Source organism: Streptomyces sp. MS19 (assembly GCF_047200595.1).
Taxonomy (GTDB): domain Bacteria; phylum Actinomycetota; class Actinomycetes; order Streptomycetales; family Streptomycetaceae; genus Streptomyces.
Genome location: NZ_JBJZOH010000001.1, coordinates 535439 through 550482, shown reverse-complemented (window position 1 = coordinate 550482; position 15044 = coordinate 535439). Strand labels below are relative to the sequence as shown.

At 76.4% G+C, this 15044-nt stretch carries 15 protein-coding genes; 10 read left to right on the top strand and 5 right to left on the bottom strand.

Annotated features, from left to right (window positions below; genetic code table 11):
• The first annotated feature begins 5 nt into the window (after positions 1-5).
• The 6 genes from ACL02R_RS02495 (at position 6) to mmuM (ending at position 6749) form a co-directional block, all read left to right on the top strand.
• Positions 6-1418 carry a S8 family serine peptidase gene (locus ACL02R_RS02495; protein ID WP_412795136.1) on the top strand — a complete coding sequence of 471 codons (1413 nt, stop codon included), beginning with the start codon at positions 6-8 and terminating at the stop codon, positions 1416-1418.
• A complete protein-coding gene (gene eccB, locus ACL02R_RS02490) occupies positions 1419-2879 on the top strand; it encodes a type VII secretion protein EccB (RefSeq protein WP_412795135.1) in 1461 nt (486 codons plus the stop codon). It abuts the gene before it with no gap.
• Between the two features lie 77 nt (positions 2880-2956).
• On the top strand, positions 2957-4201 hold the full coding sequence (locus ACL02R_RS02485; protein ID WP_412795134.1) for a type VII secretion protein EccE: 1245 nt from the start codon (positions 2957-2959) through the stop codon (positions 4199-4201).
• Positions 4198-4893 (top strand): hypothetical protein, encoded by a 696-nt coding sequence (locus ACL02R_RS02480; protein ID WP_412795133.1) that lies wholly within the window; start codon positions 4198-4200, stop codon positions 4891-4893. The genes ACL02R_RS02485 and ACL02R_RS02480 overlap by 4 nt, the downstream gene beginning before the upstream one ends.
• A 33-nt stretch (positions 4894-4926) precedes the next feature.
• On the top strand, positions 4927-5850 hold the full coding sequence (locus ACL02R_RS02475) for an LLM class F420-dependent oxidoreductase (RefSeq protein WP_412795132.1): 924 nt from the start codon (positions 4927-4929) through the stop codon (positions 5848-5850).
• On the top strand, positions 5847-6749 hold the full coding sequence (gene mmuM / locus ACL02R_RS02470; RefSeq protein WP_412795131.1) for a homocysteine S-methyltransferase: 903 nt from the start codon (positions 5847-5849) through the stop codon (positions 6747-6749). The genes ACL02R_RS02475 and mmuM overlap by 4 nt, the downstream gene beginning before the upstream one ends.
• A gap of 49 nt (positions 6750-6798) precedes the next feature.
• Here the strand turns inward: mmuM and ACL02R_RS02465 are convergent, their stop codons facing one another.
• From ACL02R_RS02465 to ACL02R_RS02455, 3 genes are read right to left on the bottom strand one after another with little or no spacing between them, the layout of a single operon-like run.
• Entirely contained in the window at positions 6799-7545 is a 747-nt protein-coding gene (locus ACL02R_RS02465) for an SDR family NAD(P)-dependent oxidoreductase (protein WP_412795130.1), read from the bottom strand.
• Positions 7542-8582: an alpha/beta hydrolase gene (locus ACL02R_RS02460; RefSeq protein ID WP_412795129.1), complete on the bottom strand. Its 1041-nt coding sequence runs from the start codon at positions 8580-8582 to the stop codon at positions 7542-7544. The genes ACL02R_RS02465 and ACL02R_RS02460 overlap by 4 nt, the downstream gene beginning before the upstream one ends.
• Positions 8579-9502, bottom strand: a complete 924-nt coding sequence (locus ACL02R_RS02455) for a zinc-binding dehydrogenase (RefSeq protein ID WP_412795128.1) — start codon at positions 9500-9502, stop codon at positions 8579-8581. The genes ACL02R_RS02460 and ACL02R_RS02455 overlap by 4 nt, the downstream gene beginning before the upstream one ends.
• Before the next feature lie 113 nt (positions 9503-9615).
• Between ACL02R_RS02455 and ACL02R_RS02450 the strand changes: the two genes are divergently transcribed.
• The 4 genes from ACL02R_RS02450 to ACL02R_RS02435 all read left to right on the top strand — a co-directional run bounded on the left by ACL02R_RS02450 (position 9616) and on the right by ACL02R_RS02435 (position 13386).
• Positions 9616-10644: a LysR family transcriptional regulator gene (locus ACL02R_RS02450; RefSeq protein ID WP_412795168.1), complete on the top strand. Its 1029-nt coding sequence runs from the start codon at positions 9616-9618 to the stop codon at positions 10642-10644.
• A gap of 140 nt (positions 10645-10784) precedes the next feature.
• Complete coding sequence (locus ACL02R_RS02445) at positions 10785-11480, top strand: hypothetical protein (RefSeq protein WP_412795127.1); 696 nt, start codon at positions 10785-10787, stop codon at positions 11478-11480.
• Positions 11477-12661 (top strand): sensor histidine kinase, encoded by a 1185-nt coding sequence (locus ACL02R_RS02440; protein WP_412795126.1) that lies wholly within the window; start codon positions 11477-11479, stop codon positions 12659-12661. Before ACL02R_RS02445 ends, ACL02R_RS02440 begins: the two co-directional genes overlap by 4 nt.
• Positions 12649-13386 (top strand): response regulator, encoded by a 738-nt coding sequence (locus ACL02R_RS02435; protein ID WP_412795125.1) that lies wholly within the window; start codon positions 12649-12651, stop codon positions 13384-13386. The genes ACL02R_RS02440 and ACL02R_RS02435 overlap by 13 nt, the downstream gene beginning before the upstream one ends.
• Positions 13387-13401: 15 nt before the next feature.
• Here the strand turns inward: ACL02R_RS02435 and ACL02R_RS02430 are convergent, their stop codons facing one another.
• Together ACL02R_RS02430 and argF are read right to left on the bottom strand one after the other, a co-directional pair.
• Entirely contained in the window at positions 13402-13908 is a 507-nt protein-coding gene (locus ACL02R_RS02430; RefSeq protein ID WP_412795124.1) for a DUF4396 domain-containing protein, read from the bottom strand.
• A 105-nt stretch (positions 13909-14013) separates the two neighbouring features.
• Positions 14014-15015, bottom strand: a complete 1002-nt coding sequence (gene argF / locus ACL02R_RS02425; protein WP_412795123.1) for an ornithine carbamoyltransferase — start codon at positions 15013-15015, stop codon at positions 14014-14016.
• Positions 15016-15044 lie beyond the last annotated feature (29 nt).

The following is a 15044-nucleotide window of genomic DNA, read 5'->3' as shown; positions in this document are numbered from 1 at the left end:
AGCGCGTGCACCGTCCTCCCGTCTCCTCCCGTCACCCGGGCCGTCACCCCCGCCGCCGGTGCCGGCCGGCCTGGGCGCTCACCGTCCTGACCGCCGCCCTGTGCGCCGGGCAGTTCGCCGTGCCCGGCCTCGCGACGCCCGCGGCGGCCGCCGAGCCCTGCCGCAACCCCGTCACCGGCGACGAACTCCCCGACGGCCTCGGCCCGTACCCCCTCATCCAGCAGCTCGCCCTGCCCAACGCCTGGGACCTGTCCACCGGCACGGGCGTCACCGTCGGCATCGTCGACTCCGGCGTGGACGCGCGGCACCCCGACCTCGAAGGCGCCGTGCACCGGGGCAGCGAGTACACGACGGTGAACGAGGAGCGCGGCTTCGACCGCACCAGCCCGCAGCCCGAGCAGGACTGCGAGGGCCACGGCACCGCGCTCGCCGGACTGATAGCCGGCCGCCGCACCGAGGGCGACCGCATGACCGGCGTTGCCCCCGGCGCGACCGTCTACCCCGTGCGCATCGCGGACGGCGTGGACCAGGTGGACGTCACCCTCCTCGCCGCCGCCATCGACGACGCGGTGGACGCCGGAGCCGGCGTCCTCAACCTGTCCTTCGCCTTCCCCGTCGACCACGACGCCCTGCGCGAGGCCGTCGGACGGGCGGTGGCCGCCGACGTGGTGGTCGTCGCCGCGGCGGGCAACGAGGCCAACAACACCGTCGACGACGGCCGCATGTACCCGGCCGCCTACGACGGCGTGCTCGCCGTCGGCTCGGTCGACGCGGACGGCCAGCCCCTGGAGAACTCCAACCGCGGCTCGTGGATCGACCTCGCGGGCTACGGCGAGAACCTCACCCTCGTCGCCCCCGGCGGCTCCGGCTATCGCGCGGACTCCGGCAACAGCTACGCAGCCGCCGAGGTCTCCGGCGCCGCCGCCCTCGTCCGCTCCCTCCACCCCGCCCTGTCCGCCGCCGAGGTCGCCGAGCGCCTCCTCGGCTCGGCCACCCCGGTCGGCGGCGGGCGCAACGACAGGACGGGCGCGGGCATCGTGGACCCCTACCGCGCGCTCACCTGGCTGCCGGGCGAGGACGCCAGAGAAGCGGGAACGGGCGGGCGCGTCACCGCCGCCGACGTCCCCGAGGACGAGCCCCTGCTGTCCGACACCGCCGCCACCGCCCTCGCCTGGAGCGGCTGCCTGCTGCTCGCCGTCGTCCTCGGCCTGGCGAGCGCGCCCGCCGTCCGCCGCGCGGCGGGCCGCGGCTGGCGCGCCGGACCCGAGCCGGGCCGGCCGGACACCGGCGAACACACGGCGCCCCCGGCGGCCGGACCGCCGAGCGCGCCGCGCCCCCGCCTCGCCTGGCTCGACGGCAGCGACGTGCCGTCACCCGACGACCCCAAGACCACCGCCCCCCGGAACCGGACACGATAGATGGCCAGCACACGCGAGCAGGCGGAGGCGTACGCCTACGAGAACCGCCGCAGGACCACCAGCCTCATCCGGGGCGCCGACGAGGCCAGGAACGACCCGCGCCGCAGGCTCAACCGCGGCGTGGGCGGCGGCATCGCCATCGGCATCCTCATCATGGCCGGCTTCGGCATCGCCGGCTGGCTCGGCGGCGGCAAGGGCCCGGGGCTGCCCGACAGCGGGGCCGTCATCACCGGCGAGGGTGACCGGTACGTCGTCTCGGAAGGCGTCGTCCACCCTGCGCTCAACCTCGCCTCGGCGCTGCTCGTCGGCGGCGGACAGCTGACCGAGGTGCGCCAGGGCGTGCTCAACGACGCGCCGCGCGGCCTGCCGGTCGGCATCGACGGCGCCCCGGACGCGCTGCCGGGCGAGGGCGACCTCGTGACCGGCGACTGGACGCTGTGCGCCGTGCCCTCGGAGACGGGCGGCGAGCCGACCAGGACGGCGCTGTACATCTCCGCGCCCGGCGTCGCCCCGCCCGAGGGCGCGGAGAGCGCGACCGTGCTCGCCGAGTCCGAGGACGGGCGGCTGTGGCTGCTCACCGAGGGCCGCAGGTACGCCATCGCCGAGTCGCTCCTCGGCGCGCTCGACCTCCAGCGCGCCGAGGTCCAGCAGCTGCCCTCGGCGATCCTCGCGACCGTCCCCGAGGGGCCCGAGATCACGCTGCCCGAGGCGGGCGACGGCACCGGCGGCACCCCGGCGGCCGGAGCGCTGCCCTTCGAGGCGGCCGTCGGCGACCTCGCCCACACCGAGATGAGCGGGCCCAACCCGCAGTACTTCGCCGTCCGCCCGGACGGCCTGCTCAGCATCTCCGAGGTCGTCTACCGGCTGCTCAGCGTCGACGCCCCGGACGACCACGCGATCACCGGCGCGGACGCCGCCCGCGCGGCGTCGTCCCAGGACAGCCCGCCCGGCGACGAGTTCTGGCCGGAGCGGCTTCCCCGCGCCCAGGACCCGGGCCGCGACCAGCCCGTCTGCATCAGCACCCCGCCGGGCGGCCGGCCGGGCGACACGCCCTGGCAGGCGACCGTCCACCTGCCGGGCGCCATGCCGGAACCGGAGGGCATGAAACCCGTCGTCACCCTGGACGGCACCCGGCTCGGCCAGCTCGACCAGATCTGGGTCCCGGCTGGCAAGGGCGTCGTCGTACGGGCCACCGCGTCGGCGGGCTCGGGCGGCACGTACACGCTGGTGACCGACAGCGGCACGGCGTACCCGTTCTCCTCGCCCGACGCCGTGCAGCGGCTGCGGTACGTCCCGGCGGACGCGCCGTCGCTGCCGCAGAGCTTCGTGCGCCTGCTGCCGCGCGGCCCGGTGCTCGACCCCGAGGCGGCGGGCGTCGAGCAGCGGGACGTGGCGGTGCCCCGGGACGGCGGGGAAGCGGACGGCGGGGGTTCAGGCGACGAGAGCGGAGAGGGAGAGTGATGGCCCGAGGAGGCGGACGCCGCGGCGGTGCCGCGGCGCCCGGACAGACGTCCGGCACGCCGAGGACCCGGCGCCCGGTGCGGTTCACGCGCGGCCGGGTGGTCGCCCTGGAGGCGGGGGCCGGGAGCGTCGCGGCAGGCGTCGCGTTCCAGAGCACCTGGGGGTACGTCCTGGCGGGCGCCGGCGGCCTGCTGGCGGCGGGCGCGCTGCTGCGTGTCCGCGGCGACTGGGCCGACCAGCAGCTCGTCGACCAGCAGCGCCGCCGTGCCCTCGCCGCCGCGTCGCCGCCCGCGCGGCCCGCGGGCGAGGACGACCTCGGCGTCGTCCACACCCTGCTGCCCGCCCTGGACGTCACCGAGGTCGCCGACCGCAACGCGGCGGCGGGCGGCGGCGCGGCCGAGGGCGGCACCCGCGCCGCGCCCGGCCGCCCGCAGGGCCTCGGCGTCCTCGCCGACGGACGCGGCTACGCGGCCGTGGTCGCCTTCCCCGGCGGCGCGCTGCCCGCGCTGCCCGCCGGGGAGATCGCCCGCTGGCTGGACGAGGACCCGGCGCGCCCGGCGGCGGCCCAGCTCGTCGTCGAGCAGTTCGGCCTGCCGCCCTGGGACTTCCACTACCGCTACCAGCCGACCGTCGCCTACCGGCAGCTGCCCACCGGCGGCCGCCCCATCGCCGTACGGTCCTGGCTGGTGCTGCGCTACGAGCCGTTCGACGCCCCCGAGGCCGCCGAGCGGCGCGGCGGCGGCGCGGCAGGGGCGCGGGCCGCGCTCGCCGCCGCGACCGCCAGGCTGCGCGCCAGGCTCGCCCTGCTCGGCGCGCCCAGCAGCCCGCTGGACGGCGACGCGCTGCGCGCCCTGCTGCGGCAGATCGGCGACGCGTCGGGCGAGGGCCGCGCCATCCCCGGCAGCTGGGCGGGGAACGCCGCCACCCACTGCACCGTCACCGCCGAGATCCGCGGCCAGGCCGACTGGGGGCGGCTCGTCACCGGCCTCGCCGCCTGCACCGCCGACCGCGTCGTCACCGCCGCCACCCTCACCCGGGAGGACGGCGAGCTGCGCGTGCGGACCGCCGTGCGGATCGTCAGCACACTCGCGCAGCACGCGGCGGCCGAACGCGACCGGCTGCTCCAGCTCGGCGTCGTCGGGCCGCCCGCCACCGACCAGGCCGCCGGGCTGCTGGCGACGCTGCCGGTGGCGTACCCGTCGCGTTCGCTGGTCGAGGCCACCGGGCTGTTCGGCGCCGGACGCACCGCCGCACCCGCACCCGTCCCCGCCCCCGCCGCCGCGCCGCCGGCCGCCCGTACAGGAGGCGTGAGCGCCCGATGACATCCCCTCTGCCGACCCCCGACCTGACCACGCTGCCCGCCACCTCCTGGCAGGACCCGGCGCCCCCCGGGCCGCTGCTCCACCCGGCGCACGCGGGCGTGCACCTCGGCACCGACGTGTCGGGCCGCTCCGTCGCGCTGCCCGCGCCGGGACCGGCCGGCATCCGCGTCGCCGTGCTCGGGGAGTCGCTGTTCGGGCGGCTGTTCGCGCTGCGGCTGCTGGCCGTGGGCGCCCGCGTCACCGCCGCCACGCGCAGCCCCGACCAGTGGGCGGGCGTACGGCAGGCGGCGGGCGACCGGCTCGTCCTCACCGGCCAGACCGGCGCCTGGCCGCCGCAGCCGCCCGCGCCGCCGACGGTGGATGCGGGGCCGCAGGCGCTCGTGTGCGACCTGCGGCGCCCGCCGCACGTGGCGCTGGCCGCGGGGTCGTGGCGGACGGTGCTGCACGTGACGCGGACGCCGCCGCGCCGTTCCGCGTTCTGGACGGCGGCGGAGGCGGTGCTGGCGCTGGACGCGCAGTTCGCGCAGGGGGTCCAGCAGATCCTCGGCGAGCGGGCGGCTGAGGTGACAGCGGCGTTGACACCGGGGGAGATCGTGGTGTTCCACCGCGCGGGCGGCTGCGACGTGCTGCGGCCCGACATCTCCCCGGGCGAGACGGCGCTGCTGACCCCGGGCAGGCCGAACCGCGCCTGACCGGCGACGGACGGGGGTGTGCATGATGGGGGCATGGATCTGCGCATCTTCACCGAACCCCAGCAGGGCGCCTCGTACGACACCCTCCTGTCCGTCGCCAAGGCCACCGAGGACCTGGGCTTCGACGCCTTCTTCCGCTCCGACCACTACCTGCGCATGGGCGACGGGGACGGCCTGCCGGGGCCGACCGACGCCTGGCTGACCCTCGCCGGGCTCGCCAGGGAGACCAGCCGCATCCGGCTCGGCACCCTGATGACGGCGGCGACGTTCCGGCTGCCCGGTGTGCTCGCGATCCAGGTGGCGCAGGTGGACGCCATGTCCGGCGGCCGGGTCGAACTGGGCCTGGGCGCCGGCTGGTTCGCGGAGGAGCACGCGGCGTACGGCATCCCGTTCCCGAAGCGCAAGTTCCCCCGGCTTGAGGAGCAGCTGGCCATCGTCACCGGGCTGTGGGGCACCCCGGCCGGTGAGACGTTCTCCTACGAGGGCGAGCACTACCGGCTGACCGACTCGCCCGCGCTGCCCAAGCCTGTCCAGGAGCGGATTCCGGTGCTGCTCGGCGGCATGGGCAAGGAGACGACGCCGCGCCTCGCCGCGCGGTACGCCGACGAGTTCAACATCCCCTTCGGCTCGGTCGAGGACAGCGACGCGCAGTTCGGGCGCGTGCGCGCCGCCGCCGAGAAGGCCGGGCGCAAGGCGGACGACCTGGTGTACTCCAACGCGCTGGTCGCCTGCGTCGGCAGGGACGACGCCGAGGTGGCGCGCCGCGCCGCGGCGATCGGCCGCGACGTGGCCGAGCTGAAGGCCAACGGGCTGGCGGGCACGCCGGACGAGGTGGCCGAGCGCATCGGCGCGTTCGCGGCCATCGGCTCGTCGCGGATCTACCTCCAGATCCTCGACCTCGACGACCTGGACCACCTGGAGCTGATCGCCTCCCGGGTGGCGCCGCAGCTGGGATGAGCCCCGCGTTCCCCGCGCTGTCCCTGTCCGGCCGCGCCCTGGTGCTGGACGGCGGGCTGTCGGACCAGCTCGCCGCCCAGGGCCAGGACGTCTCGGGCGAACTGTGGACGGCGCGGCTGCTGCTGGACGCGCCGGACGCCCTCGTCGCGGCGCACGCGGCGTACCTGCGGGCGGGCGCCGAGGTGGTGACGACGGCCGGCTACCAGGCGTCGTTCGAGGGCTTCGCGCGGCGCGGGGCCGGACGGGCGGCGGCGGAGCGGCTGTTCGGGGACGGCGTGCGGCTCGCGCGGCGCGCCGTCGCGGAGTCGGGGCGGCGGGCGTGGGTGGCCGCGTCGGTGGGGCCCTACGGGGCGGTGCTCGCGGACGGGAGCGAGTACCGGGGGCGGTACGGGCTCTCGGTCGCGGAGCTGACGCGTTTCCACCGGCCGCGGGTCGAGGCGCTGGCCGCGGCGGGGCCGGACGTGCTGGCGCTGGAGACGGTGCCCGACGTGCGGGAGGCGGAGGCGCTGCTGCGTGCGGCCGAGGGGTGCGGCGTACCGGTGTGGCTGTCGTACACCGTCGCGGGCGGCAGGACGCGGGCCGGGCAGCCGTTGCGGGAGGCGTTCGCGCTGGCGGCGGGCGAGGACCAGGTGGCCGCGGTCGGTGTCAACTGCTGTGACCCGCGCGAGGTCCTGCCCGCGGTCGGGCTCGCCGTGGCGGTGACGGGCAAGCCCGCCGTCGCCTACCCCAACAGCGGGGAGGACTGGGACGGGACGGCCGGCCGCTGGCGCGGGCCGTCGCGGTTCGCGCCGGAGGCGGCCGTCGCGTGGCGGGCGGCGGGGGCGCGGCTGATCGGGGGCTGCTGCCGGGTCGGCCCCGGCGGGATCGCGGCGATGGCGGAGCAACTGGCGGGCGCGTGACGGGCGGGTGACGGGAGTTGACGGCCCGCCACCCTCTCCGTGCGGCGGGTCAGCCGGGGATGGCGCCGACCAGGCCGCCGTCCACGACGAGGTCCTGCCCGTTGACGTACGACGCGTCGGACGAGGCGAGGAACGCGACGGCCGCCGCCACCTCCTCGGGCCGCCCGAAGCGCCCGGCCAGGACACGGCCGGTCAGGGCCCCCGCGTCCTCGGGGCTCAGCGCCTCGACCGGGTACATGGGGGTGTCGATGTAGCCGGGGCTGACGGAGTTGACACGTATGCCGCGCGGACCGAGCGACGCCGCCAGGGTGCGGGCCAGGTTGTGGACCCCGGCCTTGGTCGCCGAGTAGACGGTGAGGGCGCTGTTGCCCCGGTGCTGGGTCCACGAGGCGTTGAGGACGACCGAGCCGCCGTCCACGAGCAGCGGCAGCGCCTTCTGCACCGTGAAGAACACGCCCTTGAGGTTGACGTCGAGCGCCTGGTCGTAGTCCTTCTCCGTGATCTCGGCGAACGGCTTGAGCAGCAGGGTCCCGGCGTTCACGAAGAGACTGTCGAGCAGGCCGTGGCGTTCCCGCACGGTCTCCATCAGCGCGTCCACGGCGGCGAGGTCGGCGGTGTCGGCCACCACGCCCGAGGCGGCCTCGCCGAGCGCGGCGACGGCGGCGTCCACCCGCTCGGCGGTCCTGCCGGTGACGACGACCCGGCCGCCCTCGGCGATCAGCCGCCGCGCGGTGGCGAGGCCCATGCCGCTGGTGCCGCCGGTGATCAGGACGGTCCTGCCGGTGAAGCGGTTCATGCGGATTCCCCTTCGGGGTGGGCGGTGAGCAGTGCGGTGAGCCGGTCGGCGAGCACGGGCAGCCAGTCGGACCGCGCGTTGCCGAGGAGGTGGTCCCCGTGCGGGACGAGCAGGTACTCGCCCCGCGGTGCCAGGCGGGCCAGCGGCTCCCCGTTCACCGCGCCGGGGATGACATCCTGCCCACCGTCCACGACGAGAACCGGCGCGGTGATGCGCGGCACCAGTGCCGACAGATCGACCCGCCGTGCGAACTCCCGCGCCGCGTCCTCCCCTTGGGCCCGGCGCGCGAGGATGTCCCGGACGGGCCCCGGCAGCGCGTCCCAGCCGAGGCGGAACGGGCCGCTGACCGTGGCGACGGCCGCCACACGCGGTTCGTACGCCGCGCTCCCGGCCGCGTACCAGCCGCCCAGGCTCATGCCGACGAGCCCCACGCGCGGGACGCCGAGCGCGTCCACGACCCGCCCGATCACCCGGTGATAGTCCGCCCGTACGGCCGTCGTGGCGGCGAGCGCGCCCTGCCCCGGGCCGTCCATGGCGTACACCGCGACGCCCCTGGCCAGCAGCGCGTCCACCAGGTCCTGGAACTCCTCCTTCGCCGAGTCGAGGCCGGGCACGACGACCACGGTGGCGGGCGCGTCGGCGGGGCCGCGCAGCCAGCCGGTGAACTCCTCGCCCGCGATGCGGCGGGCGCCGGGGTCGAGCAGGGGCAGCGCGCGGGCCAGGGCGTCGTCCGCGTCGGCGGCGGCGCGTGCCTGCTCCGGGTGCGGGGCGAGGGTGGCGACGTGGAACCACCGTGCCGCCGTCCGCCAGTGCTCACCGGCGGACAGGGGGGATGCGGCCTGTGCGGCGCGTGCGGCGTGCTCACGGGCGGCGCGGGTGAACGCCGGGCACCAGTCGTCCACGGAACGGAGGCCGGAGGTGACGCGCCGGTACTCGTGCGGGTCGAGTCCCGCGCCGGTGGCGCGCGTCCACTGCGCTTCGGCGAACGCTTCGGCGAACGCGGCGGCGGCCGCGGCGGCGGAGGCGGGGGCGTTCACGTGGCGGCTCCGATGGTGAGGACGGCTTTGCCGCGTATGCGGCGCTCGCGCAGGTCGGCCAGCGTCGCGGCGGTCTCGGCCCAGTCGGCGACGCGGCCGATCTCCGGATGGAGCCGCCCGTTGTCCATCAGCCGCACCAGCGCGGCCAGGTCCGGTCCGTACGGGGCGCCCGCGTAGTGGAAGTGCCGGATGGTGGCGCCCTCGGGGCCGCCGAGCAGGTCGAAGAAGTCCAGGGTGGCCGGCGTACGGCTCGCCTGGCCGAACCAGATCAGTGTGCCGCCCGGCACCAGCCGTGACAGCGCGGCGGGCAGCGCCGCGCCGCCCGTCGACTCCAGCACCATGTCGAACGGGCCCCGCGCGTCCGCCGCTCCGCGCACCGCAGCCGCGGCGCCCAGTTCCAGCAGCCGGGCGGCGCGCCCGGGGGTGGCCGTCACGACGGTGGTCTCCGCGCCCGCGGCGGCCGCCAGTTCGGTCAGGTAGTGGCCGACGCCGCCCGAGGCGCCGGTGAGCAGCACGCGGGCCGCCACCAGGTTCCCGGCCGCGCGGAGCAGGCGCAGGGCCGTGATCCCGGCGAGGGGGAGGGCGGCGGCCCGTACGGAGTCGATGCCGTCGGGGAGGGCGGCGAGGGAGTGGGTGGGGACGGCGGCGTACTCGGCCCAGCCGCCGTGCGGGGGGTGGCCGACCACGCGCGTACCGGCGCGCGGGCCCGAGCCGTCGGCGGCGGGCTGGACGACCAGGCCCGCGATGTCCTTGCCGGGGCGTGCGCCGGGGGCCGGCCGTTCGAGCAGGAAGGTCTCACCGCGGTTGGGCGCGAACGCCTCGACGCGGACCAGCGCCTCGTCGGGCGCGGGGACGGGCTGGGCGGCTTCGGTGAACGCCACCGGCCGCCGCGGATCGCCCGTGGGGATCAGTTGTCGCATGCCGCCGATCGAACAGCGGCCACGGCCCGGGGGGCCAACAACGGGCGGGAGCGGCCGACACCTTCCGGTTGTCGCCTATGGTGAGGGGCGTGCGCGGCGACCTGGACCAAGACCTGGACCTGGACCTCGGACAGGTGCGCGCGTTCGTGCTGGCGGCCGACGCGCTGCACTTCGGGCGCGCGGCGGAAGCGCTGTCGATCTCGCAGCAGGCGCTGTCCAAGCGCGTGGCCAGGCTCGAATCGCTGCTGGGCGCGGAACTGTTCGTACGCGACGGCCGGGGGGTGCGGCTGAGCGAGGCGGGGCAGCGGTTCCTCGGGCCCGCCAGGCGCGCGCTCACCGCGGGGGAGGCCGCGGTGGTGGCGGTCACGGGGGAGCGGCGGCCCCTGCGGATCGACGTCTGGGGGCATCTGTACGCGCCGATGCGGACGATGGCCCGGATCGCCGAGCGTGCCGCGGAGGGGGCGGCGGACAGGGCCGGGGAGCCGCCGTTCGCGCTGGGGCACGGGCGCGACCTGCCGTCGGTGACGGCCGCGCTGCTGCACGGCGAGATCGACGCCGCGTTCGGCCGGGTCCACCCGCCGCTGCCCGCCGGACTCGCGCACCGGCTGGTGCGGCTGGAGCCGGTGGACGCCGTCCTGGGCGCGGGGCATCCGCTCGCGGACGAGCCCGCGCTCCGTCCCGGGCAGCTGCGGGGCGGCGTGCTGTGGGTGCCGGGGGCGCTCGACCGGCTGGACTTCCTGCACCGCTTCGCCGCGCACTTCGGCATCGCCGGGCGCGCCGAGGGCGCCAACCTGGGGCTCGACCACTTCCTCGCGGAACTGGTGGCGGACCCGCGCCGCTTCTCGCTGATGCCCGCCGACGTGCCGCTGCCCGCGGTCCCCGGGCTCAGGTCCGTGCCGCTGGTGGAGCCGACGCCGCTGTACGCCTGGTCGCTGCTGTGGGCCGGCGAGAACGGGCATCCGGGGCTGCGGCGGCTCGCCGCGGCCTGTGCGGCGGAGGCGCGGTCGAGCCGGTGGCTGGAGTACGACCCGGCGCGCGACTGGCTGCCGGAGCCGCATCCCCCGGCGGGTACGGCGGCGGGGACGGCCGCGGGGACGGTCTCGGGGACGACGCCGGTCGTCGGGGAAGGCGACTTTGGATGACCGCCGCCGCCGGGGACGACGACTTTGGATGACTGTCGCCGGGTGCCGGGCCGCCCGTACGGTCGTGGTGGCCGGGTGGACCGGCACCGCGGGCGGCGGAGCGCCCGCGGCGGGAGGGACGCGCCGGGAGGAACGGGATCATGGCTGGGGAGCGGCAGAGGACGGCGACGGAGCTGGGGATGCCCCGGGCCGACCAGGCGGTGCTGCTGTGCGGCGGTCCGGTGCTGGGGGCGCTGGCCGGATTCTTCCTGCCGCCGGTCGCCGACTGGGTCGCCGGCCTGCGCTGGGCGCCGATGCAGGGACCGTTCGAACTGATCGCCTCGTGGGACGCGGGCTGGGTCGCGCTCGTCCTCGGCGTCCTGGGGCTGGCCGCCGGGCTGCTGCTCGCGTTCGCCGCCATCGAGAGCACCCTGCGGGTGACCGTCACCGACGCGGCACTGACGGTGCGGAAGGACGAGGCCGTCCGCGAGATACGGCGGCACGACGTCGAGACCGTGTTCCTGGACGGCAAGCGGCTGGTGGTGCTCGACCGCGAGTCCCGGCACCTGCTGCGCGACACCTCGGAGATGCCGGCCGGCGCGATCGAGCGCGCGTTCACGGCCCACGGCTACCCGTGGTGTGCCGCCGACCCGTACGCCGGTCTCTACCGCCGCTGGGTCCCCGAGACACCGGACCTCCCCGGCGCGGTCAACGCGCTGCTGAAGGCGCGGGAGGCCGCCCTGAGCAAGAAGGCGCACGACGACACGGCCGAACTGCGCGCCGAGGTCGAGAAGTCCGGCTTCGCCGTGCGGGACGAGGGCAGCCGCCAGTACTGGCGACCGCTGGTGCGGTCATGACCCGCACTCACCGGCAGAACCGGATCACCGACCTCGTCGCCCTCGTCCTGTCGCTGCTCGCCGGCCTGCTGTTCGCCGCCGACGCGGTGGACAGCGGACGCGAGGGGCACCCGGCGGCCTTCGCCGCCGCGCTGGCGGCGTCCGCCGCAGGCTGCGCGGCACTGTGGTGGCGCCGCGAACACCCGGTGGGCGTCGCCCTGTTCATCCTCCCGATCGCCGCGCTCGCGGAGTACGTCGGCGCGGCCTCGGTCGTCGCACTCTTCACCGTCGCCGTGCACCGTCCCTGGCGCACCACCCTGCTGATGTCCGCCGCCTACCTGGCGAGCGGCGTGCCGTACGCGGTGCTCTGGCCCGACCCCGACGTGGCGGCGGCCGGGGCGGGCGTCCTGGGGCAGATCGTGTTCAACCTGGTGTTCGGCGTCGTCCTCATGTCGCCCTTCGTCGCCTGGGGCATGGTGATCCGCGCCCGGCGGGAGGTGGTGGCCTCGCTGCGGGACCGCGCCGAGCGCGCGGAGGCGGAGGCCGCGCTGCGCGCCGAGCAGATCCGCAGCCGCGAGCGCGAGCACATCGCCCGCGAGATGCACGACGTCCTGGCCCACCGGATCACCCTGCTCAGCCTGCACGCGGGCGCGCTGGAGGTCCGGCCCGACATGGCGGCCGACCAGATCGCCGCGACGGCGGGCACCATCCGCTCCAGCGCCCACCAGGCACTGGAGGACCTGCGGGAGATCCTGGGGGTGCTGCGCCCCGGCGGGGAGAGTTCGACGCGGCCCCAGCCCGGCATCGGGGACATAGCCGGGCTCGCCGCCGAGGCGGCCGGGGCGGGGGCCGCCGTCGAGCTGGACGACCGGCTGGCCGACCCGGGAGACGCGCCGTCCTCCACCAGCCGCACGGCCTTCCGCGTCGTCCAGGAGGGCCTGACCAACGCCCGCAAGCACGCGCCCGGCCGGTGCGCCCGCGTCCTGCTCGACCTCCCCGAGGACGGCGAGCTGCTGGTGCGGGTCACCAACCCGCTGGGCGACCCGGGGGCCGCGCCCGCCGCGCCCGGCGCACGTTCGGGACTCGTCGGCCTGACCGAGCGGGTCCAGCTCACCGGCGGCCGTATCGACTACGGCGCACGCCGCCGCCGGGACGGCGGGATCGAGTTCCGACTGGAGGCGCGTCTGCCGTGGCCGAGCTGATCCGGGTGGTCGTCGCCGACGACGACGCCCTCGTCCGCACCGGGCTCTCGCTCATCCTGGGCGCCGACCCGGGGATCGAGGTCGTGGCCGAGGCGGCGGACGGCGTCGCCGCCGTCGAGGCGGCCAGGCTCCACAAGCCCGACGTCGTGCTGATGGACATCCGCATGCCCAGGATGGACGGCCTCGCCGCCACCGAGGCCCTGCGCGCCGACGGCACGGGCCCCGTCGTCGTGGTGCTCACCACCTTCAACACCGACGAGTACGTCCTGCGGGCCCTGCGCGCCGGGGCAAGCGGCTTCCTGCTGAAGGACGTGCCGCCCACCGAGTTCCTGCGGGCCGTCCGCGTCGCGGCGAGCGGCGAGTCGATGCTCTCGCCCGCCGTCACGACACGGCTGATCGACCACGTCCTGCGGGACGGCCGCGACAGTGGCGGCGATGGGGGCCGGGGTGACAGCGGTCGGGGCCACGGCCTCGGCGACCGGGACGGCAAGCAGGCGGAACGGGCGCGCCGCGCCGCGCGCGCACGCGAGGCGCTCGCCGTCCTCAGCGTCCGGGAGCGTGAGGTGGCCCTGGCGGTCGGCGGCGGCCGGTCCAACGCGGAGATCGGCGCCGAGCTGTTCATGAGCGTCGGCACGGTGAAGACCTATGTGTCGCGCATCCTCGGCAAACTCGGCTGCGACAACCGCGTGCAGGTCGCCATCCTCGTCCACGAGGCCGACGGGTGACGCGCCCGGCGGCGGTCAGTGGTGGTAGCGGTGCACGACCGCGTGGCCCCGGCCGCGCGCGATCATCCACCGGTTCACCGGCGTGGTCACCAGGAAGGCGAGGGCCAGCGCCAGGGCCAGCGACGCCCAGAACAGGCCGTCCGACAGCTCCGCGTCCATGGCGCCCGGCATCACGAGCAGCGTGCCGTTGTCCACCAGTTCCATGACGGCGATCGACAGCGTGTCCGCCGTCAGGGCCACGCCGGCCGCCGCGCCCAGGGCGACCCCCGCGCGGACGACCGCTTGGAGGGTGAGGGCATAGCCGAAGACGAAGGCGAGCGTGACGGACAGCAGCACGGTGGGCAGGACACCCCACCCCAGCGCCGTGCCGACGACCAGGCCGAGCACCTCGCCGATCGCGCAGCCCGTCAGGCAGTGCAGGGTCGCCCGGACCGCCATGCCCCAGCCCGCGGACGCCTGCCCGCCGTGCGGCCGGTCGTGCCGTTCGCCGTGCTGTCCGCCGTCCTGTCCTTCGTGCCGCATGCGGTGCCCCCGGTCTCCCTGGTCGCACGGGCCGCGCGTGCGACCCTCCCCGCGACATTACCCCTAGGGGGTATCCGCCGAGGGGGGGTGTCCGCGCGTGTCGGCTCAGGGCGCGAGGGTGGCGACCATCACGGCCTTGATGGTGTGCAGCCGGTTCTCCGCCTGGTCGAACACGGCCGACTGCGCCGACTCGAACACCTCGTCGGTCACCTCCAGGTACGTGAGGCCGTGCCGCTCGTGCACCTGCCGCCCCACCTCGGTGCCGAGGTCGTGGAAGGCGGGCAGGCAGTGCAGGAACCGCACGTCCGGGTTCCCCGTGGCCCGCAGTACCTCCATCGTGACGGCGTAGGGCCGCAGCAGCGCGATCCGCTCGTCCCACATCGAGGCCGGCTCGCCCAGCGAGACCCACACGTCCGTGGCGACGAAATCCACGCCGCGCACGCCCTCGGCGACATCCTCGGTCAGCGTGATCCGCGCCCCGGTCGTCCCGGCGAGGCGGCGCGCCTCGCCCTGCACCGCCTCGTCCGGCCACAGCGCCCGGGGCGCGACGATCCGCACGTCCATCCCGAGGAGCGCGCCGGTGACGAGGTAGGAGTTGCCCATGTTGTTGCGCGCGTCGCCCAGGTAGGCGAAGGACAGCTCGCCCACGGGCCGGTCGGAGTGCTCGGTCATCGTCAGGACGTCGGCCAGCATCTGCGTCGGGTGCCAGTCGTCGGTCAGCCCGTTGTAGACCGGCACGCCCGCGTACGCCGCCAGTTCCTCGACGGTGCTCTGCGCCGCCCCGCGGAACTCGATCGCGTCGAACATCCTGCCCAGCACGCGGGCGGTGTCGCGGGGCGACTCCTTGCGCCCCAGGTGCGTCCCCGCCGGGTCCAGGTAGGTGGTGGACGCGCCCTGGTCGGCCGCCGCGACCTCGAACGCACAGCGGGTGCGCGTCGAGTTCTTCTCGAAGATCAGCGCGATGTTCCTGCCGGTGAGGCGGCGCTCTTCGGTGCCCGCCCGCTTGGCGGCCTTCAGCTCGCCCGCGAGGGAGACGAGGGACAGGAACTCCTCGGCCGAGAAGTCCAGCTCCTTGAGGAGGTGGCGGCCCGTGAGGTTCAGCGCCATGACGGCTCCATACGTCGAACAGTGGGAAT

Coding starts and splice junctions, on each gene's coding strand:
- eccB (WP_412795135.1), top strand. CDS start 1,419: ATGGCCAGCACACGCGAGCAGGCGGAGGCGTACGCCTACGAGAACCGC.
- ACL02R_RS02480 (WP_412795133.1), top strand. CDS start 4,198: ATGACATCCCCTCTGCCGACCCCCGACCTGACCACGCTGCCCGCCACC.
- ACL02R_RS02475 (WP_412795132.1), top strand. CDS start 4,927: ATGGATCTGCGCATCTTCACCGAACCCCAGCAGGGCGCCTCGTACGAC.
- mmuM (WP_412795131.1), top strand. CDS start 5,847: ATGAGCCCCGCGTTCCCCGCGCTGTCCCTGTCCGGCCGCGCCCTGGTG.
- ACL02R_RS02465 (WP_412795130.1), bottom strand. CDS start 7,545: ATGAACCGCTTCACCGGCAGGACCGTCCTGATCACCGGCGGCACCAGC.
- ACL02R_RS02455 (WP_412795128.1), bottom strand. CDS start 9,502: ATGCGACAACTGATCCCCACGGGCGATCCGCGGCGGCCGGTGGCGTTC.
- ACL02R_RS02445 (WP_412795127.1), top strand. CDS start 10,785: ATGGCTGGGGAGCGGCAGAGGACGGCGACGGAGCTGGGGATGCCCCGG.
- ACL02R_RS02440 (WP_412795126.1), top strand. CDS start 11,477: ATGACCCGCACTCACCGGCAGAACCGGATCACCGACCTCGTCGCCCTC.
- ACL02R_RS02430 (WP_412795124.1), bottom strand. CDS start 13,908: ATGCGGCACGAAGGACAGGACGGCGGACAGCACGGCGAACGGCACGAC.
- argF (WP_412795123.1), bottom strand. CDS start 15,015: ATGGCGCTGAACCTCACGGGCCGCCACCTCCTCAAGGAGCTGGACTTC.